The sequence below is a fragment of the Variovorax monticola genome, assembly GCF_051216855.1.
Lineage (GTDB): Bacteria > Pseudomonadota > Gammaproteobacteria > Burkholderiales > Burkholderiaceae_C > Variovorax.
Genome location: NZ_JBPJZP010000009.1, coordinates 403,306 through 427,364, shown reverse-complemented (window position 1 = coordinate 427,364; position 24,059 = coordinate 403,306). Strand labels below are relative to the sequence as shown.

The window sequence follows — 24,059 nt, the reverse complement described above, 5'->3', positions numbered from 1 at the left end:
CAGGGCTCTCAAGCACAACGACCCATTTCATGAGCTGGTACAACAAAGTCGCCTGGAGCGAAGGTCTCTTCCTGCGCCCGCAGCTGTTTCAGCAGCAGGAGCGTTACCTCGAACATCTCGCGCACAAGCGGGCGGCTTCGCTCGGTCCGTTCTACTGGGGCTTCACGCACTACGGCATCGATGCCGAATCGTTGTCGCTGGGCAAGCTCGTGCTAGGCAGCGCAGCGGGTATTTTTTCTGACGGCACACCTTTCGATGCCCCCGGCCAGACGCTGCCGCCTGCGCCGCTCACCATCCTGCCGGAGCATCTGGAGCAGGTCATCCACCTCGCCGTGCCCATTCGCACACCCAACGGCGAAGAAACCACCTTCGACGATGCCGCGGCATCCAACGCTTCGCTCGCACGCTTCTCGGTGTTCGACACCGAACTGCGCGACGCCAACTCCGTCGGACAAGGGCCCAAGACGGTCCAACTGTCCAGACTGCGCCTGCGGCTGTTGCCGCAGCGCGAACTCACCGACGCCTGGATCGGACTTCCACTCGCAAAGGTCACGGTCCTGCGGTCAGACGGCAGCATCGCGATCGACCCCCATCTGATCCCGCCCGTCTCCGGCTACGGCGCAAGTCCGTTGCTGACGGACTGGGTCACCAATCTGCACGGTCTGTGCCGACTGCGCGCGCAGTCGCTGGCAGGCCGGCTCAGCGGCAACGACGGCAAGTCGAGCGAGTCCGCCGAAGTGTCCGACTTTCTGCTGCTGCAGATTCTCAACCGCCACGAGCCTTTGTTCGAGCACTGGTTGCGCGTGCGGGAAACATCCCCGGAATCGGTCTACACGGCGCTGCGCACATTCAGCGGAGAACTTGCCACCTTCGTGCGTGCGAGCACGCGCCGGCCCCAGGCTCACCCGGCTTACCAGCACATCGACCCGTACCTTTCCTTCAAGGAACTGATGGGCGATGTGCAGGCCCTGTTGAACGACGTGCTGGTGCGCAGCGCGCAGAGCATTCCGCTGGCCAACCGCGCCAACGGCGTGCGCGTTGCCAGCGTCGAACCTTCCGAACTCCAGGGCTTTTCAAGCCTGGTGTTCGCTATCGCGGCGCACATCCCGCCCGATCAGCTGGCGAGTCAGTTTCCCGCACGTTGCAAGGTCGGGCCCAGCGACAGGCTGGCCGAACTCATCCGGTCTCACTTGCCGGGCATCCCGCTGCAAACCCTTCCGGTGCCGCCGCGCCAGATTCCGTTCAACGCGGGCTTCGTTTATTTCCAGATCGACCCGCGCGGCCCGCTGTGGGAACACATGGTCAAGCACGGCGGCCTGGCGCTGCACGTGGCAGGCGAGTTTCCGGGCTTGCGCATGGAACTCTGGGGCGTACGCGAGAAGTGACGTACAGGAGTTGCTCATGACCACCAGCCTGCATAAGAAATCCGTCCAACTGCCTGACTGCCCTGCGGCGTCCATGAACGACGGCGCCAAGGCCAAAGCGTGGCCGGGTTCATCTCTCCATTCCGCCCGGCCCCTTCATTCTTGAACGCACCATGCTCCATAACGAAGAACACGACGATGTCCACGGAGGCGGCGACAGGCGTGAGCCTCATGGCGACCCTCTGGACGGCGCGGTCGTCCCTGATGCTCGCGCCGACGGCCCGAGGCTTGTTCCGGAATCCTCGGCGCAAAAAAGGTTAGCCGCTGTCGCGGCTGCCCAGAACCCGCTGCTGGAAGCAGCACAGCCCTTGCTGCGCGCACTTGCCGACATGCCCGCGCAGCTGAGCGACGAGGGCGTGACCGTGTTCCACCGCATGCTGGAGCGCGAAGTCGCGCGATTTCAGTCGATCTGCAGCAGTGCCCTCGTCAAGCACGAGCATGTGGTGGCAGCGAGCTATTCCTTGTGCACCGCGCTCGACGAAGCCGCCAACAGCACGGAATGGGGCGGTGGCAAGGGCACGGAGGCGGGTATCTGGGCCAACCAGCAATTGGCTGCCAAGTTTCACGGCGACACCAAAGGCGGCGACAAGTTCTTTCTGCTGGTCGGCCGCCTGGCAGCCAGTCCGCAGGAGCACATCGATCTGCTCGAGCTGATGTACCAGATCCTCGGCCTCGGTTTCGAGGGGCGCTTCAGCACAGCAACCAACGGTCGAAGGCAACTTGAGACGGTTCGCCACCGGTTGTTCGGCCTGCTCGGTACTGCGCGGGGCGACGTTCCGCAAGACCTGTCGCCGCACTGGAAGGGCGTGGGGTCCGGCAAATTTCGGCTCTTGCGCAGCGTGCCGGTATGGGTGACGGCTTCGCTGCTGACGTTGATTCTTTTCGGCCTTTTTGCCTGGTACAAATACCAGCTATTGCAGCTTGGCGCGGACGTGGAAGGGCGCATTGCGGCTATTGGCCGCATGCGGCCGCCGCCTGCACCGCCGGTCAAGCCTTTGCGCTTGAAGGAGCTTCTGGCACCCGAGATCGCACGCGGTACCGTCAGCGTGGACGAAGACGACCGGCGCAGCGCCGTCACCTTCAAGGGCGACGACATGTTCGTGCCGGGGCAAGCGCGCATGAACGCAAAGATCCTGCCGGTGCTGGCCAAGGTGGCCGACGAAATCAACCAGGTCACGGGTTCGGTGAAGGTGACGGGGCATTCGGACAACCAGCCCATCCGCACGCGCGAGTTTCCGAACAACCAGGTGTTGAGCGAGAAGCGCGCGGCGGCCGTGGCCGCGGCGCTGCAGGGCAGGGGTGTGGTGGCATCGCGGCTCCGTACCGAGGGGCGCGGCGACACGATGCCCATCTCCGACAGCACCACCGCCGTCGGCCGCGCGAAGAACCGCCGGGTCGACATCGTCGTCACGCAAGGCGACGGCAGCGCCGCCGAGCCGCCTGTGTCCCAAGCCGCCACCGCCGCCCCCGGCAGGCGCTAGAGGCAGGTCAGAAAGCTCTCATGCAATACCTCAAACAGTTCGCGACATTCCTTTTTTCGCGGCAGATGCTCGCTTTCGCGGCCATGGTGCTGCTGGCACTCTCAGTCTGGTTCATCGGGCCCTTGCTTGCCGTCGACGGATTGCGTCCGTTGGCGACGGTGGGGGTGCGAGTCACCTTCATCGTGCTGCTTCTGGTGCTCGGCATCCTCTGGCTGGTTTCGGGTCCCTACAGCCTCGTGGGAATCGCCGCGCTCTGCCTGCTCGCATGGCACGCGGGGCCACTGCTGGCGGTCGGCGCGGTCAAGCCGCTGGCTCCGGTCTGGGTGCGGACGGCGATCATTGCTGCGGTCCTGTCGTCGTGCGCGCTTTATTGGCTCTATCGCCTTTACCAAGCCTTGCGCGACAACCAGGATCTCCTCGCCAAGTTCCTCAGCTTCGGTCGGGATTCGGGCAAGGACGAGACGGCGAAGGAAGAAATCAAGACGCTTACTTCCTCCGTCAACAAGGCTCTCGCACAGCTGAAAGGCCTGCGTGCACGCGGCGGCCTGTTCCGTTGGCTCGAGGGCAAGCGGTATCTGTACGAGCTGCCCTGGTACATGATCGTCGGCAGCCCCGGGGCCGGCAAAACCACGGCGCTGCTCAATGCCGGATTGCAGTTTCCCTTGGCCGGCCAAGCGAGCCACGCATCGAAGCGCATGGTGCTCAAGTCCCACGGCGGCACGCTGCACACGGATTGGTGGTTCACGAATGAGGCGGTGCTGATCGACACCGCCGGCCGCTACACCACGCAAGAAAGCAATGCCGTCACCGATCCGGTCGAATGGCGCGGCTTTCTTGGACTGTTGCGCAAGCACCGCCCGCGCGCCCCGCTCAACGGCGTGATCGTTGCACTCGATGTGTCCGAACTCCTGACCATGACCGTCATGGACCGTGCCGCGTATGCCGGCAGGGTGCGCGACCGGCTCGCCGACCTGCGCGAGGAACTGGGCATTCGTTTTCCGGTGTACGTCGTCGTGACCAAGGTGGACCTGCTGCGCGGTTTCGGCGAGTACTTTCAGTCTCTCACGAGCGAGGGGCGAACCCAGGCCTGGGGCTTCACCTTGCCCTTCACGGGCATCAAGAGCACCCGAGCGGCTGCGCAGGGGCGCGAGGCCTTGCGCACACAGATCGAGGTGGAACTGGCGCTGCTCCATGACCGGCTTGCCGCCGGATTGCGCTCCCGCCTGAACGAAGAGTTCGACGTCGACCGCCGCAAGCGCCTGTTCGCCTTGCCGCGTGAACTTGCAGGCCTGGCCGAGCCACTGGTCCCGATCCTCGACGAGATTTTCCTGGCCTCGCGCTTCGACCGGACGCAGCTGCACGACACACTGCGTGGCGTCTATTTCACGAGCGGTGCACAGGTCGACCTGGACCTGCCGGCTGTTCCGGACACCTTGTTCCAGCGGCTTCAGCGCAGCCTGGGCGTGCCGCCTCGAAAGGTAACCGACTCGACAACCAACCGCGGGCAGCAAGGCTTTTTTCTCCAGGACGTGCTGACCAAAGTCATCATTCCCGAAGCGCATCTGGTGCGGCCGAACCTGCGCTGGGAGTTTCGCTTCAGGTTGCTGCGCCTGTCGGGGCACGCGCTGTGCTTCGTGATCTTTCTCTGGCTGTCCGGCGCGCTGGCGCTGAGCTTCGGCAACAACCGCCAGTACCTGAACAGCGTGGGTCAGCGCGCGAACGTGCTGTCTGGCCAGGTTCGCGCGTTGTACGCCGGCTTCAAGCCGGCGGGGGTTCCCGACGTGCTCAACAGCGCCAGCGAACTGCCGGGCTACCCGGGGCTCGACATCCACAACCCGCCGGGCAGTTTCCAGTATGGCCTGTACACCGTGCCTCCGGTGCTACATGCAACGAGCGAAGCCTATGCCCAGTTGCAGGACCACATGCTGGTTCCGACGATCCTGAAGCGCATGGAAGCCGTGCTGGCGCAGGGTGTGAAAGACGGTGACGCGAAGACCGTCTATGAAACGCTTCGGGTCTACAAGCTGCTGCACGACCGCGATCGGTACATGAAAGGGGGCGCGCGGGACGTTCGCAACTGGGTGCTCAAGGACTGGGAGACGGCGGACAGCGCCGCGGCGTTTGGCGGTCGGGCTTCCATGGTCGGTCACGTGACGGCTCTTTTTTCTGGCGACCGCCCGGTGCAGTCGGCGTCACTGCCCAACGAGGTGCTGGTACGTGTCGTACAGGATTTTCTCGACAGCAACACGTCGACCCAGCGCGTTTATGAACGTGCCAAGGCTGCCATGCTCCCCGACGCACCGCAGGAATTCACGTTGATCCGCGCCGTCGGGCCGCAGGCAGGCACCGTGTTTTCGCGCGCCGGCGGGTTGCCGCTCGAAAAAGGCATTCCGGGTCTTTTTACCTATGACGGCTATCACGACGTCTTCGACAAGCGCTTGGCCGAGTTCGTCGGCCGTGCGCTCGACGACGATGCCTGGGTGATGGGGCGTGGGGCGTCAGCCCCAGGCGTTGTTGGAAGCGCCGGCACGAAGGTCGCAACTGCGCTGGACGACGCTGCTCGCAAGCTGCAGAACGATCCCCTGCTCGAGGACATCCGTCGTCAGTACCTGAACGAGTACGCCCGGCATTGGGAGACCTTCCTCGAGTCGGTTCGCACGGTCAGCGCCAGTGACGCCACCAGCACCAGCCTGGGTTTCGATCTCAACGTGCTGCGGCAGTTCGCCGCGCCCGATTCGCCTTTGGCGCGGTTGGCGCGCGCGGCCGCCCGGGAAACCACACTGTCGCGCCCGCTGGCCGTTCGCACGCAAGAGGAGAAAGGCTTTCTCGACAAGGCTACCGACGAGCTCAACAAGCAGACGGGCGCATTGGGCAGAAACCTCGGCATTCGCGCGGAAGAGCGGCTCGAAAAGCAGATCGTCGACAGCCGCTTCGCCGCGCTTCGGGAAGTCATCACGGGGCAACCCGACATCGGGGCAGGCGGTGTCGGTGCAGCCGGTGCCAAGCCCGGGCTCGAAACCATCTCCGGTCTCGTCAACGAGTTCTACACCTTGCTGGTTGTCGCGGACACGGCGCTCGCGGCCGGCAGCTTGCCGCCCGGCGGAAGCGAAGTCGGCGCGCGCCTGAGGCTGGAGGCCGGGAAACTCCCGGCGCCTTTTCGCGAGGTGTTGACCGCGCTGGCGACCAGTGGCAGCGACAAGGTGGTGCTGGGCGCCGCTGGCATCCTTCGCAGCCAGGCCCAGTTGCAGCTCGACCGCATCATGGGCCTGATGGCCATGCAGGTCAGCGAACCCTGCAAGCGGGGCGTGGAAGGTCGCTATCCGCTCGCCGCGGTCACGCAGGACGCGTCGATCGAAGACTTCACCCTTGTGTTTTCCGCTGGCGGCGCTGCCGACGAGTTCTTCAACAAGTACCTGGCGTCGTATGTCGACACCAGCGTGCGTCCGTGGCGCTACAAAGACCCCAACACGGCCAACGCCATGGTCGGCGCCGAAGGCGCTGCCCAGGGCGTGCCGCCGGCGCCCGCCACCACCGGCCCGACCTTGCTGGGCGAGCTGCTCAAGCTTCTGGCCCAGAGCGGGCCGAACCTCGATGCGTTCTATCGGGCGCAGCAGATTCGCGACCTGTTCTTTCGCGACGCGGGGGGCAAAAAATTCGCCTGGAAAATGGATCTGCGGGTGCTCGAACTCGAACCGGGCATCACCGACCTGGTCATCGACATCGACGGGCAGGGCCAACGCTACGTGCATGGTCCGGTCCAGGCCCTTCCGGTGAGCTGGCCCGGACCCCGCGGCGGCGCCATGGCAGAGATCACCGCAAATCCCCGCGTTTCGGGGCCGACCTCTACCTTGCTTGTCAACGGTCCGTGGGCGCTCTTCCGGCTGCTCGAGAAAGGGCGCATCGTGAACACCGCCACGCCGGGCCGCTTGAGCGTGGAGTACACCTTCGACGGGCGCAAGGCGCTGATCGACATCAACGCCGCAAGCCAGCCCAATCCGCTGGGCAGCGATGTGCTCAAGGGCTTTCGTTGCCCCGGCAGGGCGGCCTGACCATGTGGGCGCGACTGCTTGACGACTGGGGCATCACGCCGCCGGCCATCTGGGGCAAATTGCCGGACCACGCGGATTTCGTGCGAAGCGGCATGCGTCACGGCGAGCTGGAGGCATGGGCGTCCTGGCTGGACGGCCAGGCCCCGAATGCGGGTGCCGACGCCTCTGCCAAGGCCGTTGCCGTGCCTGCTGCCTTTCTCTTGCCGCCGGGCACCCTGGCATTTGCGCGACGCCGGTTCGTGCTGGGGGTGATTGCGCCGTCGATCGACAGGGTGGGACGCCACCATCCGTTGGTGGTCTACCAGCAAGCCCATCCGCGCTGGGTGCTGAACCACTTCGAAGTTCAACTGCGGCAACCCTGCAACTGGCAGTTCTGGCTGGCCCGCGCAGTCGCGCGACACACGCGCGTGGAAGGGCCGGCCGATCTTGCCGCGATGGAATGCACGTTGAAGGCGTTGTGGCGCGATCAGAAGCATGCGTCGACAGCGGCGGGTTCCGCTGCCTGCGACGAGGCCGAAGCCGCGGTGCGAATGCGCCGCACACACGGGCTGCTCGACCGGTGGGCTGGCGATGCGCCCCCGCACGACATGGGCGGCCAACTGCATGGCGTTCGCTACCTGCCATGGGCCGACTGGCCGCAGCGCCTGTCGGGTGCATGCGTCGAGAGTGCGTTCTGGCAGCAGGACGCCCAGGGGCGTTTCGTGGGCGCGGCCAACCGGCTGCAAAAACTGTGGGGCGGTGTGCCATGACCACCTCGAGCGGCGCTGATGCCGACCCAGCGCATGGCGAGGTTGCGGCTCTGCGCCTTCGACTGACGCACAGCGGCGGCGAGGTGCGCAGCGGCGCGCTGCGCATCCCCGTGGACGGCGCAGGAATGTCCGACGCGCTCGCGCTGAGCGGCGAGCGTTACGCCGACGCTCAATGGCCCCTGGCCAACCTGTGCCGCATTCAACGGGACGGCGGCTCCGGCCGCTGGCAACTGCTGAACCTGAGCCACACGCTGCTGTGCGTGCGCAACGGGCAGCGCGTACCGCCCGCGTGCCCCGTGCCTGTCTCCGCAGGCGATGTGCTTGAGCTGGGCCTGTTGCGCTTCGTGGTGGAACCGTGGGACGACTTTTCCATCGCGCACGAGCCGGCCAGCGCTGCCACCCCGGCGGCCCGGATCGTGACGCCTGCGGAAGATCCGGCACCAGGTTTCGATTGGCACGATCTGGCCGGCAGCCCGCAAGACAGCGGCGTCATGGGGGCTTCGTCCAGTGCGCCCATCGATCCCTTCGTTTTGCTCGGAATTGCAGGGGTGCAGTCTCGCTCGACGGCAGACGTGCTGTCGGCGTTGCTTGGCGAATCGCCGCAGCCAGAGCGGCGCGCGATGCCCGCGGTCCACACCGAAAGATCGCCGAGCGCTCCCGGCGGCCCGGCGGCCTTGCTCGACGAGCTGCATGACGAATTCGTGCGCGTCGTGCGCGATCCCGATCAACTCGCCGGTCGTACCGACTGGGAGGGCATCTTCGCCATCGACGGCGAGCCCGCGCCCACGCTGGACGAACTCAGCAAGCAGGCCGAACCCTATCCGTTGCTGCGCGACATCGTGCTGCAGCGAGAGGGCATCGACTGCATCATCGATGGCTTCGAACCGTTGGAACGGTCCTCGGTGCTCGATACGCCGCACACGGAAGATGTGCTGAGCTTGTTCGCTCCCGAACTGGCCCGCGATGCCCAGGCCGTGTTGCCCAGCCTCACGCGGCGAGAGCATCACGAACTGTCGCCTGACAGCCATGTCCGCATCGGCACGGCCCGCAGCATCCCGAACGGCCGTGGCAGCGACAGCGGTAGTGACAAGGGAGGCACCGAGTGAAGCCAGACGCCGGACTGGCCCTGCAGCCCATGCTCGAACGGCTGCGCCAAACGCCGTGGAGGTTCGGGTTTTTCTCCCTGCTTCGGCGGTTGGGGGCATCCCACGTGGAGCAACCGCCCATCGGACGGGCGAGCCGCCCTCAGCAGGAGCCGTTTCGCCTGGGCCAGACGGCTGCATTGATCTTCGCGCCCCGCGAGATCGCCGAAGCCGTGCTGCCCGAGGAGGCGCAGGCTCGCGTGCCTGGCGCTGCGCCGCCGCGCTCAGGAAACAACCCGCTGCTGCCGATGGTGCGTGTGTACGGCCTCGGCATGTTGGGGCCGAACGGGCCGTTGCCACTCCATTACACCGAGATCGTGCGCGACCGAAGCGAGAACCACAACGACACGACGCTCGCCGATTTTCTCGATCTGTTTCATCACCGCTATCTGACGCACATGTACCGGGCGTGGGCCCAGAGCCAGGCTGCGGCGGGGCTCGATCGTGCGGGTGACGAGGTCTTCAGCCGCTACGTGGCGCGCTTGACGGGGCACGATCCGCTGGAGATCCGGGACTCGGTGTTGCCCGCACACGCCAGGCTCGCGGCATCGACGCACCTGGCGCGTGAGTCCCGCAATCCCGACGGCCTGGCCGCCACGCTGGCGCGCTTCTTCGCGGTACCCGTGCAACTGCAGGAGTTCGTGCTGCACTGGATTCGCATCGACGACGAAGACCGGAGCCATCTGGGGCAGGCCCGCGCCTCCAGCGTCATGGGCGTGGGCGCGATGGCGGGCGAGGTCGTGGCCGACCGGCAGAACAAGTTCCGGCTCGTGCTCGGGCCGCTGAGCCTCGACCAGTACCTGCGCTTCACGCCGCAGGGGCGCGATCTGCCCTTGCTCGTCGAGTGGGTTCGGGGCTTCGTCGGCTACGAGTTCGTCTGGGAGGTCGAGCTGCGCGTGCGAAACGACAGCACGCCACCCGCACGGCTCGAGGACAAGGAAAAGCTCGGCTGGTCGACCTGGTTGGGAGGCGCCGAAGGCGCGACGGGGCCCGGCGACAACACGGTCGGCATGGTGTTCGAGCCCGAGCAGTACATCGGTTCCCGCTCTTCTCACGACGACACGCGCGCCGCGCGCTGAGTCTTTCCGCCCGCAAAACCATGACCCTCGTCACTTCGTCCCCCACTTCTTCCAGCGCCTTGCCCCTCAGCCCGACCGCTCCATGCGGTCCCAGCCTGGAGTACGACGCGGAGTACGCGGTCCTGCTCTCGCGCATGTCACCGCGCGGGGAGGCCCAGTACGGCGAGTTCATGGGCGTGCCGGAGGCGCCGAACTGGGCGGAAATCGAGCGGGACTGTCGGCGGTTGCTGTCTAGGACCCGGGATATCAACCTGTTCGTCTGGATCTGCAGGGCCCGCACGCGGCTCGCCCACGCCGCGGGGCTTGCACCTTCCCTGGGTGCGCTGGCCGAAGCCTTGCAGACCTGGCCCGACGCGATCCACCCGCTACTGGTCGTGGAGGGGGAGCGCGATCCGGCCGTGCGTGCCAACGCCCTGGCGGCGCTGGCCGACCCCGAGGGCCTGCTGGGCGACGTGCGCGAGATCGTGGTGGCGGCGAACGCGGCGCGTCACCTGACCGTGCGAGAGGTCGAGCGCGCCTTCGCGGTGCCTCGGCAGGTCGGCTCTCCCAGCCCCGAGTGGGTGGCGCAGCAACTGGACGGCTTGCGTCGGTCCGCTGCCGACGACGTCGACGCCCCGGTCAGCTTGCTTGCGACGGCGTCGAAGGCGGTACGGGAGATCGCCGCGTGGTCAGCGAGCAACCTGGGGCAGGACGCGCCGTCGCTGCAGGCGTTGGGCGTCCTGCTGGCCCCGTTCGAGTTGCCTGAGCCGCAGGGTGAAGCCGAACCGGCCGAACACGCAGAGGCCCACGGGCTCGTCGAGAGACCGCGCAGCCCCTCCGCGCTGTCGCGCGACGATGTCCGCGACAGCATCCGTGACGCCCGCGAATGGTTCGAGATCCACGAGCCCAGCAGCCCGGTCGCCGTGCTGCTCGGGCAGGCCGAGCGAATGGTCGGGCGACGCTTCTCGGAGGTGGCCGATGCGATTCCGCTCGATCTGGTGCGCAAATGGGACGCGGCAGGGGAGGTGCCTCGATGACGGGCGTCCCGCTCGGCCTGCCCCTGATCTGCTTCGTTGTCGGGATGCTGGGTGCCGGGCTGGGTGCCTGGCTCTGCGTGCGCAGTTCCCGCGCGCAGTTGGAAACCCAGCGGCATGCTTTCGAGCAGGCCCGCGATAAAGCCGAGCGTGACCTGCAACAGGCCTTGCTGTGCGTCCCCCAGTGGATGCAGCAAACAGTTCGCGTCGAGCTCGAGTTCCTGGGGAGGCAGCAGACGGAGCGTTGGAAGGAACTGGTCGGTGAGCAGCAGCGCCGGCAGGCCGCGCAGGACGGCCTGCGCAAGACCGAATGGCAGGCCCTGCTGGCGGGCTCCTCGACCCGGGGCCCTCTGACGGCTCCGGCTCCGGTCCCTGTGCCTGCAGCCCCCGCGCCGACGGCCCAAGTGGCGTCTGTGACCTCGCTTGCCGGTTCACCCGAGCCGCAGAAAGATCCCCGCCCTTTGCCAGATCCGGTGACTGCCCGGGAGCAGCTGGAACGGGAACTCACCGATGAGGAGATCGACGCCTTGCCGCCCGATTTACCGGTGCCCACGCGGTTGCCTGGCAGAAAATTGCCGGCGCCCAAGAGGCCCGTCCTGCGCAATTTATGAAAAACCGGCGGCTCGCCGGTTTTTTTATGGTCGATTTTCTGTTGTCGTACACGCCGCAAGGCCCTTGATTTGTCGAATACGCGCCACCAAGTCCGTCTGCGTCGGCACGGTGCTTGCACGCTCTATAGAATCTTTTTCATGGCAACGAGAATTCCCAAGACTCCCAACACCCCGCCGGCCCAGAAACCGGCCGGGGACGACGGAGATTCGGTCGTCCTGGAGCGCCGGCCGCAAAAAACTGCGCCGCCCCAGATGTACCAGGTGGTCATGCTGAACGACGACTACACCCCCATGGAGTTCGTGATCGTCGTTCTGCAGGAATATTTCAGCAAGGACCGCGAAAGCGCTACCCAGATCATGCTCAAGATCCACCTCGATGGCCGCGGCGTCTGTGGGGTCTATTCCCGCGACATGGCGGCCACCAAGGTCAACCAGGTGATGGAAGCGGCCCAGCAAGCCGGGCATCCGCTGCAATGTGTCAGCGAGCCGGTTGCATGAACCAGTTGAATTGCGCAAGCTCCAACCCATCTGAGAACTTATTTACAGCAAGGCAAAAGGAAATCACATGATTGCCCAGGAACTGGAAGTCAGCTTGCACATGGCCTTCGTCGAGGCCCGTCAGCAGCGCCACGAGTTCATCACCGTGGAGCATCTGCTGCTCGCTTTGCTGGACAACCCGAGCGCCGCGGAAGTTCTGCGCGCCTGCTCGGCCAACGTCGACGACCTTCGGGCGTCGCTTACGAACTTCATCAAGGACAACACGCCGCAAGTGGCGGGTACCGACGATGTAGACACCCAGCCCACGCTGGGTTTCCAGCGCGTCATCCAGCGCGCCATCATGCATGTGCAGTCCACCGGCAACGGCAAGAAGGAAGTCACTGGCGCCAACGTGCTGGTGGCGATCTTCGGTGAGAAGGACTCGCACGCCGTGTACTACCTCCACCAGCAGGGCGTGACCCGCCTCGACGTGGTGAACTTCATTGCCCACGGCATCAAGAAGAGCGATCCGCCGGAAGCCGTCAAGGGCAGCGGCGAAGCTCCCCAGGGCGAAGGCGAAGAGGGCGGCGGCGAACGCAACGAGAAAACATCGCCGCTCGAGCAGTTTACCCAAAACCTCAACCAGCTCGCCAAGGACGGCAAGATCGATCCGCTGATCGGCCGCGAATACGAGGTCGAGCGCGTCATCCAGATCCTGTGCCGCCGGCGCAAGAACAACCCGCTGCTGGTGGGTGAAGCCGGCGTCGGCAAGACCGCGATTGCCGAGGGCCTGGCCTGGCGCATCACGCAGGGCGACGTGCCGGAGATCCTTGCCGAAGCGCAGGTCTATTCGCTCGACATGGGCGCGTTGCTTGCAGGCACCAAGTACCGCGGTGACTTCGAGCAGCGCCTGAAGGGCGTGCTCAAGTCGCTCAAGGACAAGCCGAACGCCATTCTGTTCATCGACGAAATCCACACCCTCATCGGTGCGGGTGCAGCTTCGGGCGGCACGCTCGACGCGTCGAACCTGCTGAAGCCGGCGCTGTCCAGCGGCCAGCTCAAGTGCATCGGTGCAACCACCTTCACTGAATACCGCGGCATCTTCGAGAAGGACGCGGCCCTGTCGCGTCGCTTCCAGAAGGTCGACGTGGTCGAGCCGACGGTGCAGGAAACCGTCGACATCCTGAAGGGCCTGAAGTCGCGCTTCGAGGAACACCATGGCGTGAAGTACGCGCTGGCAGCGCTGCAGGCCGCCGCCGAACTCAGCGCCAAGTACATCAATGACCGTCATTTGCCCGACAAGGCCATCGACGTCATCGACGAAGCCGGTGCCGCCCAGCGCATCCTGCCGCCGAGCAAGCGCAAGAAGACCATCAGCAAGACCGAGGTCGAGGAAATCGTGGCGAAGATCGCGCGCATTCCCCCCGCCAACGTCAGCAACGACGACCGCGGCAAGCTGCAGACCATCGAGCGCGACCTGAAGAGCGTGGTGTTCGGCCAGGACAAGGCGCTCGAAGTGCTCGCCTCGGCGGTCAAGATGGCGCGCTCAGGCCTGGGCAAGGGCGACAAGCCGATCGGCTCGTTCCTGTTCTCCGGCCCCACGGGCGTCGGCAAGACCGAAGCCGCGAAACAGCTCGCCTACATCATGGGCATCGAGCTGATCCGCTTCGACATGTCGGAGTACATGGAGCGTCACGCGGTGAGCCGCCTGATCGGCGCGCCTCCGGGCTACGTCGGTTTCGACCAAGGCGGCCTGCTGACCGAAGCCGTCACGAAGAAGCCGCACTCGGTGCTGCTGCTCGACGAAATCGAGAAGGCGCACCCGGACATCTTCAACGTGCTGCTGCAGGTCATGGACCACGGCACGCTGACGGACAACAACGGGCGCAAGGCCGACTTCCGCAACGTCATCGTCATCATGACGACCAATGCGGGCGCCGAGACCATGAACAAGGCGACCATCGGCTTCACCAACCCGCGCCAGGCGGGCGACGAAATGGGCGACATCAAGCGCCTGTTCTCGCCCGAGTTCCGCAACCGGCTGGACGCCATCGTCAACTTCAAGCCGCTCGACGAAAACGTCATCCTGCGCGTGGTCGACAAGTTCCTGCTGCAACTGGAAACCCAGCTCAGCGAGAAGAAGGTGGATGTCACCTTCAGCGACAAGCTGCGCAAGCACCTGGCGAAGAAGGGCTTCGACCCGTTGATGGGCGCGCGTCCGATGCAGCGCCTGATCCAGGACACGATCCGTCGTGCACTGGCCGACGAACTGCTGTTCGGTCGCCTGACCGACGGCGGCCGCCTCGAAGTCGATCTCGACGACAAGGACGAAGTGCTGCTCGACATCCAGCCGCTGTCGAAGAAGGAAGGCAAGTCGAAGCCCGAAGCCGAAGAAGCCGCAACGGGTTGAACGAACCGGGCAATCCGTGGCCCATGAGGCCACGGAGACGCCACCAAAGGCCGGTAGCATCACGCTGCCGGCCTTTTTCTTTGGCCGGTGCATCCGCACCGCCGCTTCAACTCTCTTTTCGTCTTGATCCTCCCCGTCCTCAGCCCCGAATGGAAAACCGGCCTCTCCCTGGCCTGGAGCGGCTACATCGCAGTGCTGTCGATCTGGATCGTGATGCAGAAGCGCGCGCCGGTGTCCACCATGAGCTGGATCCTGTCGCTGGCGCTGCTGCCGTTCGCGGGTTTCGTCATCTATTACTTCCTCGGGCCGCAGCGCCTGCGCAAGCAGCGCATCAAGCGGCTGCGCAGCCGCGCCAGCGCTCATGCCCAGGCCGATGTCGCGCTCCTGCGCGACGTGGCGCAGAGCGCGCCGCCGGCCCTGCAGCAGATGGCGCGGCTGGGCACCGCGACCTGCGGGCTGCCGGTGTCCAGCGCCGTCGACGTGGAGCTGCTGTCGGGCGGCGCGCGCACGTTCGACGCCATCTTCGAGGCCGTGCGCGCCGCGCAGAACCACATCCACCTCGAGTACTACATCTTCGAGCCCGACAAGATCGGCACTGCGCTGCGCGACCTGCTGGTCGAGCGCGCGAAACAGGGCGTGACGGTGCGCCTGCTGATCGATGCGCTGGGCTCCAAGCGCATCGGGCGCAAGTTCATGGCGCCGCTGCACGAGGCGGGTGTGAAGGTGGCGCTGTTTCACGACACCAAGATCGGCCGCCGCCTGCGCCCGGTGACCAACTACCGCACCCACCGCAAGATCGTGGTGTGCGACGGCCGCGTGGGCTTCACGGGCGGCGTGAACATCACCGACGAGGAAGACAAGCGCACCAACCCCGACGCGTACCACGACGTGCACCTGCGCATCGAAGGCAGCGCGGTGCGCTGGCTGCAGACCACCTTCCTGGAAGACTGGACCTACGCCACCGGCGAGGACCCGCGCGGCATGGACGACACCATGGCTGCGATGCTGCCGCAGCTCGAGGCGGGCGATATTCCGGTGCAGATCGTGACGAGCGGCCCCGACAACGCCCTCGAGGCCATCCACCGCATGCACGTGGAGGCCATTCATTCGGCCACGCACCGCGCCTGGCTCACCACGCCGTACTTCGTGCCGGGCGAGCCCGCGCTGATGGCGCTCACCAGCGCCGCGCTGCGCGGCGTGGACGTGCGCCTGCTGGTGCCGCGCCGCAGCGACTCGGCCATCGTGAGCGCCGCGGCGCGCTCGTATTTCGACGAGCTGATCGCCGCCGGCGTGAAGGTGTGGGAGTACAAGGCGCGCATGCTGCACTCCAAGACCCTGGTGGTCGACGACCATTGCGCGATGATCGGCACCGCCAATTTCGACAACCGCAGCTTCCGCCTCAACTTCGAGGTCTGCGCGGTGGTCTATGGTCCGGAACTGGCCCGGCCGCTGGCGGAGCAGTTCGAGACCGACCTGCGCAGTTCTGGCGCGGTGCGCGCCCACCGGCCACAGAATTTCTGGCGTCGTCTCGGCGATGCCATTGCGCGCTTGTTTTCACCCCTGCTCTGAATGAACCACACCTTTCTCTGGCACGACTACGAAACCTTCGGCGCCGTGCCGCGCCGCGACCGCCCCTCGCAGTTCGCCGCCATCCGCACCGACGCCGAGCTGAACGAAGTCGGCGAGCCGCTCATGGTCTATTGCAAGCCCGCGCCCGACTACCTGCCCAGCCCCGAGGCCTGCCTGATCACCGGCATCACGCCCCAGGTGTGCCTGGAGCGCGGCATTCCCGAGCACGAATTCGCCGCGCAGATCGAGCAGGCCTTCTCGCAGCCCGGCACCATCGGCGTGGGCTACAACACCATCCGCTTCGACGACGAGGTCACGCGCTTCCTGTTCTGGCGCAACCTGATCGACCCGTATGCGCGCGAATGGCAGAACGACTGCGGCCGGTGGGACCTGCTCGACGTGGTGCGCCTCACCTACGCGCTGCGCCCCGACGGCATCGAGTGGCCGAAGAAGGAGGACGGCAGGCCCAGCTTCAAGCTCGGCGACCTGGCGCGTGCCAACGGCCTGCTGCACGAGTCGGCGCACGACGCGCTGTCGGACGTGCGTGCGACCATCGCGCTGGCCCGGCTGATTCGCGACAAGCAGCCCAAGCTGTTCGACTTTGCCTTCGGCCTGCACAAGAAGGACCGCGTGGCCACCGAGCTCGGCCTGCCCGCGATGCGCGAAACCGCCAAGCCATTCCTGCACGTGTCGGGCATGTTCCCGGTCGAGCGCGGCTGCATCGCCGTGATGTGGCCGCTGGCCAGCCACCCCACCAACAAGAACGAGCTGCTGGCCTGGGACCTGGCGCACGACCCCAGCGAGCTGCGCGACCTCGACGCCGACACGCTGCGCCTGCGCCTGTTCACCCGCACCGCCGACCTGCCCGAAGGCATGGTCCGCCTGCCGGTGAAGGGCATTCACCTGAACAAGTCGCCGATGGTGGTCGGCAACCTGCGCACGCTCGCGCCGGCCATGGCCGAACGCTGGAACATCGACCTCGACGCCGCCATGCGCAACGCCGCCATCGCCCGCGACCTGCCCGACATGAGCGCCATCTGGTCGCAGGTGTACGCGAGGCCGAAAGAGGCCGCGCCCGATGTGGACGAAGACCTCTACGGCGGCTTCGTCGGCAACGCCGACCGCCGCCGCCTGAACCAGCTGCGTGCGCTGTCGCCCGAAGAGCTGGCCAAGGATCGCACCGGTTTCGACGACGGCCGGCTCGACGAGATCCTGTTCCGCTACCGCGCGCGCAACTGGCCCGAGCTGCTCAGCGAAGAGGAAACCGAGCGTTGGGAAGCCTTGCGCGTGGCCAGGCTCTTCAAGGGCGAGGGCGGGGCGCGCACCATCGAGATGCTGTTCAGCGAGGTCGATGCGCTTTCAGAGAACGCCGACGAGCGCGGCGAGGAAATTCTGGGCGCGCTCTACGAATACGCCGAGGCCATCGCGCCGGAGGCCTGACCCATCGCTCGCTGGGCGTTCCCCGCCGACGGGTAAGAACGCAGCCATGGGCAAAAATCAGCCTGCCGATTTATGCTGCCCGCATGACCGCTCAAGCTGCCGCGCTCGCCGACTTCGCCACCCGCCACCCCAGGCTCTTCGTGCTCACCGGCGCGGGGTGCAGCACCGAATCGGGCATTCCCGACTACCGCGACGTGAAGGGCGAATGGAAGCGCCCATCGCCCGTCACCTACCAGGCCTTCATGGGCGAGGAATCGACGCGCCGCCGCTACTGGGCGCGCAGCCTGATCGGCTGGCCGACCATGGCCGGCGCCCGCCCCGGTGCGGCGCATCGCGCGCTGGCGCAGCTCGAGGCGGCCGGGCGCGTGGGACTATTGCTCACGCAGAACGTCGACGGCCTGCATGACGCCGCAGGCAGCCGGGGCGCCATCGACCTGCACGGGCGCATCGACACCGTGCGCTGCATGGGCTGCGAGCGGCGCACCACGCGCGCCGACCTGCAGCTGGCATTGCGCGAGCGCAACCCGCGCTGGGCCGCACTCGAAGCGCGCGCCGCGCCGGATGGCGATGCCGACCTCGAAGGCCACGACTTCTCGGCCTTCGACGTGCCCGTCTGCGCCCACTGCGGCGGCCTGCTCAAGCCCGACGTGGTGTTCTTCGGCGAGAGCGTGCCGAAAGAGCGCGTCACCGCGGCCTTCACGGCGCTCGAAGCAGCCGATGCGGTGCTGGTGGCCGGCTCGTCGCTGATGGTGTATTCGGGCTTTCGCTTCGTGCAGGCCGCAGCGGCGGCGGGCAAGCCGGTGGCGGCTGTGAACCTGGGACGCACGCGGGCCGACGCGTTGCTCACGCTGAAGGTCGAGCAACCCGTGGGCGAGGCGCTCTCGGCACTCGCGCAGCGCCTGGCGCCCGAGGCACAGCCCGACAGGCTGAACTGAGGGTGTGCGCCAGCGGCTTGCAGCTGCGCTTGCGGTTCAGGCCGCGTTTCAGGCCGCGCGCTTCAGCGGCGCCGCCTCGGCCTCGTAGTAAGCCTGCCGTTCCTCAACGGCGTTCCAGCCGATGATGTCCTTGAACGCCGGCATGGTCGTCTGCCCGCTCGGCAGGCCGTCGACATCGCCTGTGCGGCGCTCCGACAGCACCTGCAGGTTGGCCTGCAGCGCGTGCACGGTGCTCATCAGCGTGACGATCGGGTAGGTCGCGAAGGCCGCCACCGACTCGATCTGCGCACGGCTCAGCTTGGCCATCCACAGCCCCTGCATCAGCTGCAGCGACAGCCGCCGGCCCGTGGCTTCCTTCAGCTTCACCAGGTCGTCGTAGCCCTTGAAGGTGCGCGAAATCGGCTGGATCAGGTCGGCGCCGGCCTCGGCGTACTGGCAGGCGCGGTCGATCGCGTCCGACGGGTCGATGGCGTCGGTGCGCGCCACGATCAGGAAGTCGGGGTCCTGGCGCGCGTCCACCGCTGCGCGGATCTTGGCCACCGCGTCGCGCACCGGCACCAGCGGCATGGTGCTGGCGGCGGCGGGGCAGCGCTTGGGGCTGAACTGGTCTTCGAGCGAAATGGCGGCCACGCCTGTCTTCTCGAACTCGCGCACGGTGCGCGCCACGTTGATCACGTTGCCGTAGCCCGTGTCGGCGTCGGCAAAGATCGGCTTCTTCACGACGTTGGCGATGCGGTTCACCACGCCGACGTTTTCCGTCAGCGTGTACAGCTCCACGTCGGGCTGGCCCAGGAGCGAGGCCGAGATGCCGAAGCCGGTGGTGAAGATGCCGTCGAAGCCCGACTGGTCGACCAGCAGCGCCGACAGCGCGTCCTGCGCGCCGGCCATCCAGAAGGTGGGGCCGGCGGTGATGCGCGTGCGCATCGCCTTGCGAATCGACGCCGGGGATGGTGTGGAAGTCATGGAAAGTGCTCCTTGAAAGGTGGGTGGACTCAGCGCTTGACGGGGTCGATGTAGCCGCCGAGCGACACGAACTTCTGGTCCTTGAGCTCCATCAGCGCCACGCCGGTCTGGCCGCGCCGCGCATAGCCGCCGGCGGTCAGCGGCTGGAACGAAATCTTCGGACCGATCTTCTGGTCGAAGCTGCTCATGCCGTCGAGCGCGGCCACCACCTTGGCGCGGCTGGGCTCGTTGCCCGCGCGCTTGAGCGCCTCGACCGCCACGGCCGCGGCCGAGTAGCCCATCAACGCCGTGGAGGAGGGGGCCGACTTGGGGTACAGCCTGGTGTAGCGCGTGAAGAAGTCCTTGATGGCCGGGTTGTCGCCCTCCACCGCGTCGTAGTAAGAGGCCACGTACAGCTTGGCCGGGCTCTTGCCCAGCAGCTCGACGAACTTCGGGTCGTTCAGGCCGCCCGCGCCGAACACGGTGGGCTTCCAGCCCAGCTTTTCCGCGCCGCGGAAGAACAGCACCGCCTCCTGGCCCAGCGCATAGACGATCACCACGTCGGGCTCGGCCTGCTTGAGCTTGAACACCTGCGACGTGATGTCGGTGGCGAAGCGCTCGAAGCTCTGCGCCTCCACCAGCTTCAGGCCGTGCTTTTCCAGCTGCCTGCCCGCGATGTCGTAGGCCGGCTTGCCCCAGCCGTCGTTCTGGTAAAGCATGGCGATCTTCTTCGCTTTCAGCTTCTCCACCGCGTAGTCGATGTAGGCGGCAGTCTCGGTCGACTGCGGCGATGGCAGCACGTACAGCAGCTCGCGCGGCGGCGTGCTCGTCAGGTCGGAGATGCTCAGCGCGCCGATGGTCGGCACCTTCTTCGTCGAGCTGTATTCGTAGGCGCTGATGTTGGTGGCGTGGCCGATGTTGCCCACCATCGCGAACACGTTGTCGCGCTCGATCAGCAGCTTGGCGTTGGCCACCGACTTCGCGGGCTTGAGCTCGTCGTCGTAGGTGATCAGCTTGATCTTGCGGCCGTTCACGCCGCCCTGTTCGTTCACCATGTCGAAGTAGGTGCGAATGCCTTCGTCCACCGCCTTGCCCATGTAGGCCAGCGTGCCCGACATCGGCTGCGACGAGCCGAGCACGATCTCCTTGTCGAGCACACCTTCGGCCTTGTTCTCGAAAGCGAAGGCCAGGGGCGGCAGCGCGGCTGCGAAGAGCAGCGCGGCGCCGGTGGCAAGGGCGGTGCGGCGCGGGGCGGAATGGGTCATGGGTGTGTCTCCTGTCGTTGATGTTGGGAAATCTGCGTGAGCCTCAGCCGCCCAGGTAGGCGCGGCGAATGTCTTCGTTGCCGGCCAGTTCGGCCGCCGGCCCGTGCATGACGACGCGGCCGGTCTCGATCACATAGCCTTCGTCGGAAATGTCGAGCGCGATGTCGGCGTCCTGCTCCACGATCAGCAGCGTGAGCCGCTCGCGGTCGCGAATGTCGCGCAGCGTCGAGAAGATGGCGTCCTTCAGGATGGGTGCGACGCCCATCGAGGGCTCGTCCAGCATCAGCAGGCGCGGCTTGGCCAGCAGGCCGCGCGCAATGGCCAGCATCTGCTGCTCGCCGCCCGAGAGCGTTCCGGCGCGCGAGGTGATGCGCTCCTTCAGCCGCGGAAAGTAGCCCAGCACGCGCTCGATGTCCTCGCGCACCTCGCCGGCCGGGCGGGTGTAGCCGCCGAGCACCAGGTTCTCCTTCACCGAGAGCTGCGCGAACACCATGCGGCCCTGCGGCACATGCACCACGCCGCGGCGCACCAGCTGCTCGGCCGGCACGTTGGCGATGCTGCGTCCGTCGAACACCGCGGTGCCGCCCGCCACCGGCAGCAAGCCGGAGAGCGCGCGCATCAGCGTGGTCTTGCCCGCGCCGTTGGCGCCCAGCACGCACACGATGCCCGCAGCCGGCACCTCGATCGACACGCCGTGCAGCGCGCGGATCTTTCCGTAGGCGGCGCTCAGGTTGTCCACGCGCAGCAGCGGTTCGCCGCGCTTCATCGGTTCAACGGCGTTTGCCACTCTTGCCTCCTCCGAGATAGGCCTCGACCACGGCCGGGTTGCGTTCGATCTCGCGCGGCGAGCCCTGCGCCAGGAAGGCGCCGTTGTGCATCACGGTGATGGTGTCCGAGATCGACATCACCAGCGGCATGCTGTGCTCGATGAGCAGCAGCGTCGCGCCCGTGGCCTGCTGCAGCCGGCGCAGCGTGTCGCCCAGCGCGTCGATCTCGCGGTTGTTCATGCCGGCGGCGGGTTCGTCCAGCAGCATCAGCACCGGCTCCAGCGCCATGGCGCGCGCCAGTTCCACCAGCTTCTGCGTGCCGTAGGGCAGGTCGCGCACCAGCGTGTGGGCGTGTGCGCCCAGCTTGAGGCTGTCGATGATCTGCTGCGTGCGTTCGCGCTGCTCGCGCTCCTCGCGGCGCTGGCGCGGCAGCCGCAGCAGCGCCTCGGCCAGCGTGCAGCGCATGGCGCCCGAGCGCGCGATCAGCACGTTGTCGAACACCGTGAGCTCCGCGAACAGCTCCAGGTTCTGGAAGGTGCGGGCAATGCCCAGGCGCGAGATCTGGTGCGCCTTGCACTTGAGCAGATCGTGCTCGCCCGTGGCCGTGCGCAGGCGCATGGCGCCTTTCTGCGGCGTGTAGAAGCGGCTGATGCAGTTGAGCATCGTGGTCTTGCCCGCGCCGTTCGGGCCGATCAACGCATGCACGGTGCCGGGCATCACGTCGAAGCCGACGTCCTGCACGGCGACGATGCCGCCGAAGCTCATGCGCACGTCCGAGAGCGACAGCACGGGTGCCGTGCCGGGGCCGGCTTGCGGCCGGCTCGTGACGGGCGCGCCGTCGACCAGCGCCCTCATCGCGGCACCTCCGGGCCGGCGGCCGCGTCGGCGCCCGGCAGCTTCTTGCGCTTGAACAGGCTGGCCAGCCCGTCGGGCAGGAACATCAGCGCCAGGATCATCGCCACGCCGTACAGCGCGCGCTGGAACTGGTCGAAGCCGAAGTAGGTGAGCAGCTGCGGCGCGCCGATGACGAACACCGCGCCCAGCACCGAGCCCATGATCGAGCCCAGCCCGCCCACGATCACCATCGACACGAAGCTGATCGACACCATGATGTTGAAGAGCGACGGGTCGATGAAGCGCACCACCGGCGCATACAGCGCGCCCGACAGGCCCGTGTAGAACGCGCACACGCCGAAGGCGATGAGCTTGAGCCTGGTGGCGTTCAGGCCCAGTGCGCGCGAGGCCGTCTCGCTGCCCTTGAGCGCGAGAAAGCCGCGCCCGAAGTGGCTCTGCGAGAGGTTGCGCGCAATCCACAGCGCCGCGCCCAGCACCACGGCCACGAACAGGTGGTAGGCCCGCTCGTCCAGGGCAAAGCCGAACAGCGTGGGCCCGGGCGCGCCCATGCCGTTTTCGCCGCCCGTGAGCTCTCCGCCCGACTTGGCGATTTCCACCGAGATCATCACGAAGCCCAGCGTGGCGATGGCCAGGAAGACTTCTTCCAGCCGCAGCACCGGCAGCGCCAGCAGCACGCCCACCACCGTGGCCACGGCCGCGGCGATCACCATCGACAGCACCAGCGGCACGCCGAAGTGCGTGGTCAGAATGGCGCTGCCGTAGGCGCCGATGCCGAAGAACACCGCCCCGGCCATCGAGATCAGGTTGGTGTAGCCGGTGAGGATGTTGGTGCCGAAGGACGCGAGCGTGTAGATCAGCACCAGCGTGAAGATGTAGAGCACGTAGCCGCCCGGAACGAGCGGCGCGAGCACGAAGAGCGCAATGAACGCCAGCGGCGCCATCCAGGGCCGCGAATCGAAGATGCGTGTCATGGGTGGGCTTCCTCAGACTTTCTTGACCTGGCGCCGCGCCAGCAACCCGTGCGGGCGCAGGATCAGGATGGCCAGCATCACGATGAAGGGCACCGCGTCCTTCCATTCGGAGGACAGGTAGGCGCCGGTGAGGTTGGAGGTCACGCCGATGATCACGCCGCCCAGCAGCGCGCCCGGCATGCTGCCGATGCCCCCGAGCACCGCCGCCGCAAAGGCGAAGTGCAGGGCGCTCTGCATCATCGAGAAGTGCACGAAGGTGAGCGGCGCAATCAGCAGGCCGGCGGCCGCCGCGATCACGTGCGACAGCGCCCACGCCAGCGAGTAGATGCGCTTGATGGGGATGCCCATGAGCCGCGCGGCCGTCGGGTTTTCCATGGTCGCCTGCATCGCGATGCCCAGCCGCGTGAAGCGGAAGAACGCGAACAGCGCGCCGGCCAGCGCCGCGCACACGCCCACGATGCCCAGGTCGATGCCCGAGACGATCACGCCGCCCACGTCGATGGGCGCGGCCGGGAACACGCTCGGCAGCTCCTGCGTGTCCTTGCCCCAGAGCCAGATGGCGAGGTCGCCGAAGATCAGGAACAGGCCCAGCGTGCAGATGGCCGACGACAGCAGCGCCTTGCCGATGAAGCGCCGGATGATGAAGCGCTCGATCAGCATGCCCAGCGCCGCCCCGAACAGCAGCACCAGGGGCACCACGGCCCACATCGGCAGGCCCAGGCGCACGAGGGTGCAGGCGGTGAAGGCCGAGAGCATGGCCGCCTCGCCGTGCGCGAAATTGAGGATGCCGGTCGCCTTGAACACCATCACGATGCCCAGGGCGATCAGCCCGTAGATGGCGCCCAGGGCGACGCCGCTCACGATCATCTGGAGCATGCGG

19 protein-coding genes are annotated in these 24,059 nt (G+C 66.7%); 13 read left to right on the top strand and 6 right to left on the bottom strand.

The features are described from left to right. Window positions 1–29: 29 nt before the first annotated feature. The 13 genes from tssK to ACSFA5_RS31240 all read left to right on the top strand — a co-directional run bounded on the left by tssK (window position 30) and on the right by ACSFA5_RS31240 (window position 18,379). Window positions 30–1,385 (top strand): type VI secretion system baseplate subunit TssK, encoded by a 1,356-nt coding sequence (gene tssK, locus ACSFA5_RS31300; RefSeq protein ID WP_435447947.1) that lies wholly within the window; start codon window positions 30–32, stop codon window positions 1,383–1,385. A gap of 152 nt (window positions 1,386–1,537) precedes the next feature. Next, complete coding sequence (tssL, locus tag ACSFA5_RS31295) at window positions 1,538–2,905, top strand: type VI secretion system protein TssL, long form (RefSeq protein WP_435447946.1); 1,368 nt, start codon at window positions 1,538–1,540, stop codon at window positions 2,903–2,905. A 20-nt stretch (window positions 2,906–2,925) separates the two neighbouring features. Next, complete coding sequence (gene tssM / locus ACSFA5_RS31290; RefSeq protein ID WP_435447945.1) at window positions 2,926–6,954, top strand: type VI secretion system membrane subunit TssM; 4,029 nt, start codon at window positions 2,926–2,928, stop codon at window positions 6,952–6,954. A 2-nt stretch (window positions 6,955–6,956) separates the two neighbouring features. Next, entirely contained in the window at window positions 6,957–7,703 is a 747-nt protein-coding gene (tagF, locus tag ACSFA5_RS31285) for a type VI secretion system-associated protein TagF (RefSeq protein ID WP_435447944.1), read from the top strand. Continuing rightward, entirely contained in the window at window positions 7,700–8,809 is a 1,110-nt protein-coding gene (locus ACSFA5_RS31280; RefSeq protein WP_435447943.1) for a TagK domain-containing protein, read from the top strand. Before tagF ends, ACSFA5_RS31280 begins: the two co-directional genes overlap by 4 nt. A gap of 29 nt (window positions 8,810–8,838) precedes the next feature. Further along, window positions 8,839–9,924, top strand: coding sequence for a type VI secretion system baseplate subunit TssG (gene tssG, locus ACSFA5_RS31275; RefSeq protein ID WP_435447960.1), 1,086 nt, complete (start codon window positions 8,839–8,841; stop codon window positions 9,922–9,924). 20 nt (window positions 9,925–9,944) lie between these two features. Continuing rightward, on the top strand, window positions 9,945–10,940 hold the full coding sequence (locus ACSFA5_RS31270) for a type VI secretion system protein TssA (RefSeq protein WP_435447942.1): 996 nt from the start codon (window positions 9,945–9,947) through the stop codon (window positions 10,938–10,940). Further along, window positions 10,937–11,548 carry a hypothetical protein gene (locus ACSFA5_RS31265; RefSeq protein ID WP_435447941.1) on the top strand — a complete coding sequence of 204 codons (612 nt, stop codon included), beginning with the start codon at window positions 10,937–10,939 and terminating at the stop codon, window positions 11,546–11,548. The genes ACSFA5_RS31270 and ACSFA5_RS31265 overlap by 4 nt, the downstream gene beginning before the upstream one ends. A gap of 138 nt (window positions 11,549–11,686) precedes the next feature. Next, window positions 11,687–12,046, top strand: a complete 360-nt coding sequence (gene clpS, locus ACSFA5_RS31260; protein ID WP_435447940.1) for an ATP-dependent Clp protease adapter ClpS — start codon at window positions 11,687–11,689, stop codon at window positions 12,044–12,046. Window positions 12,047–12,113: 67 nt separating this feature from the next. Beyond that, window positions 12,114–14,435, top strand: a complete 2,322-nt coding sequence (clpA, locus tag ACSFA5_RS31255) for an ATP-dependent Clp protease ATP-binding subunit ClpA (RefSeq protein ID WP_435447939.1) — start codon at window positions 12,114–12,116, stop codon at window positions 14,433–14,435. A 123-nt stretch (window positions 14,436–14,558) separates the two neighbouring features. Then, window positions 14,559–16,004, top strand: coding sequence for a cardiolipin synthase (cls, locus tag ACSFA5_RS31250; RefSeq protein ID WP_435447938.1), 1,446 nt, complete (start codon window positions 14,559–14,561; stop codon window positions 16,002–16,004). Beyond that, on the top strand, window positions 16,005–17,444 hold the full coding sequence (sbcB, locus tag ACSFA5_RS31245) for an exodeoxyribonuclease I (RefSeq protein ID WP_435447937.1): 1,440 nt from the start codon (window positions 16,005–16,007) through the stop codon (window positions 17,442–17,444). An 83-nt stretch (window positions 17,445–17,527) separates the two neighbouring features. Further along, entirely contained in the window at window positions 17,528–18,379 is an 852-nt protein-coding gene (locus ACSFA5_RS31240; RefSeq protein ID WP_435447936.1) for an NAD-dependent protein deacetylase, read from the top strand. 48 nt (window positions 18,380–18,427) lie between these two features. On the opposite strand, the gene ACSFA5_RS31235 is transcribed toward ACSFA5_RS31240, so the two are convergent. Genes ACSFA5_RS31235 through ACSFA5_RS31210 form a run of 6 tightly spaced genes read right to left on the bottom strand, consistent with a single transcriptional unit; the run spans window position 18,428 to window position 24,055 of the window. After that, window positions 18,428–19,342, bottom strand: a complete 915-nt coding sequence (locus ACSFA5_RS31235) for an isocitrate lyase/PEP mutase family protein (RefSeq protein WP_435447935.1) — start codon at window positions 19,340–19,342, stop codon at window positions 18,428–18,430. Window positions 19,343–19,371: 29 nt separating this feature from the next. Beyond that, the gene (locus ACSFA5_RS31230) at window positions 19,372–20,586 is read right to left on the bottom strand and encodes an ABC transporter substrate-binding protein (protein ID WP_435447934.1); all 1,215 of its coding nucleotides are present in this window, start codon (window positions 20,584–20,586) and stop codon (window positions 19,372–19,374) included. 43 nt (window positions 20,587–20,629) lie between these two features. Then, window positions 20,630–21,352 (bottom strand): ABC transporter ATP-binding protein, encoded by a 723-nt coding sequence (locus ACSFA5_RS31225; RefSeq protein ID WP_435447933.1) that lies wholly within the window; start codon window positions 21,350–21,352, stop codon window positions 20,630–20,632. Window positions 21,353–21,356: 4 nt separating this feature from the next. Beyond that, entirely contained in the window at window positions 21,357–22,208 is an 852-nt protein-coding gene (locus tag ACSFA5_RS31220) for an ABC transporter ATP-binding protein (RefSeq protein WP_435447932.1), read from the bottom strand. Continuing rightward, window positions 22,205–23,179: a branched-chain amino acid ABC transporter permease gene (locus ACSFA5_RS31215; RefSeq protein WP_435447931.1), complete on the bottom strand. Its 975-nt coding sequence runs from the start codon at window positions 23,177–23,179 to the stop codon at window positions 22,205–22,207. The genes ACSFA5_RS31220 and ACSFA5_RS31215 overlap by 4 nt, the downstream gene beginning before the upstream one ends. Window positions 23,180–23,191: 12 nt before the next feature. Then, on the bottom strand, window positions 23,192–24,055 hold the full coding sequence (locus ACSFA5_RS31210) for a branched-chain amino acid ABC transporter permease (protein WP_435447930.1): 864 nt from the start codon (window positions 24,053–24,055) through the stop codon (window positions 23,192–23,194). Between the last annotated feature and the right edge of the window lie 4 nt (window positions 24,056–24,059).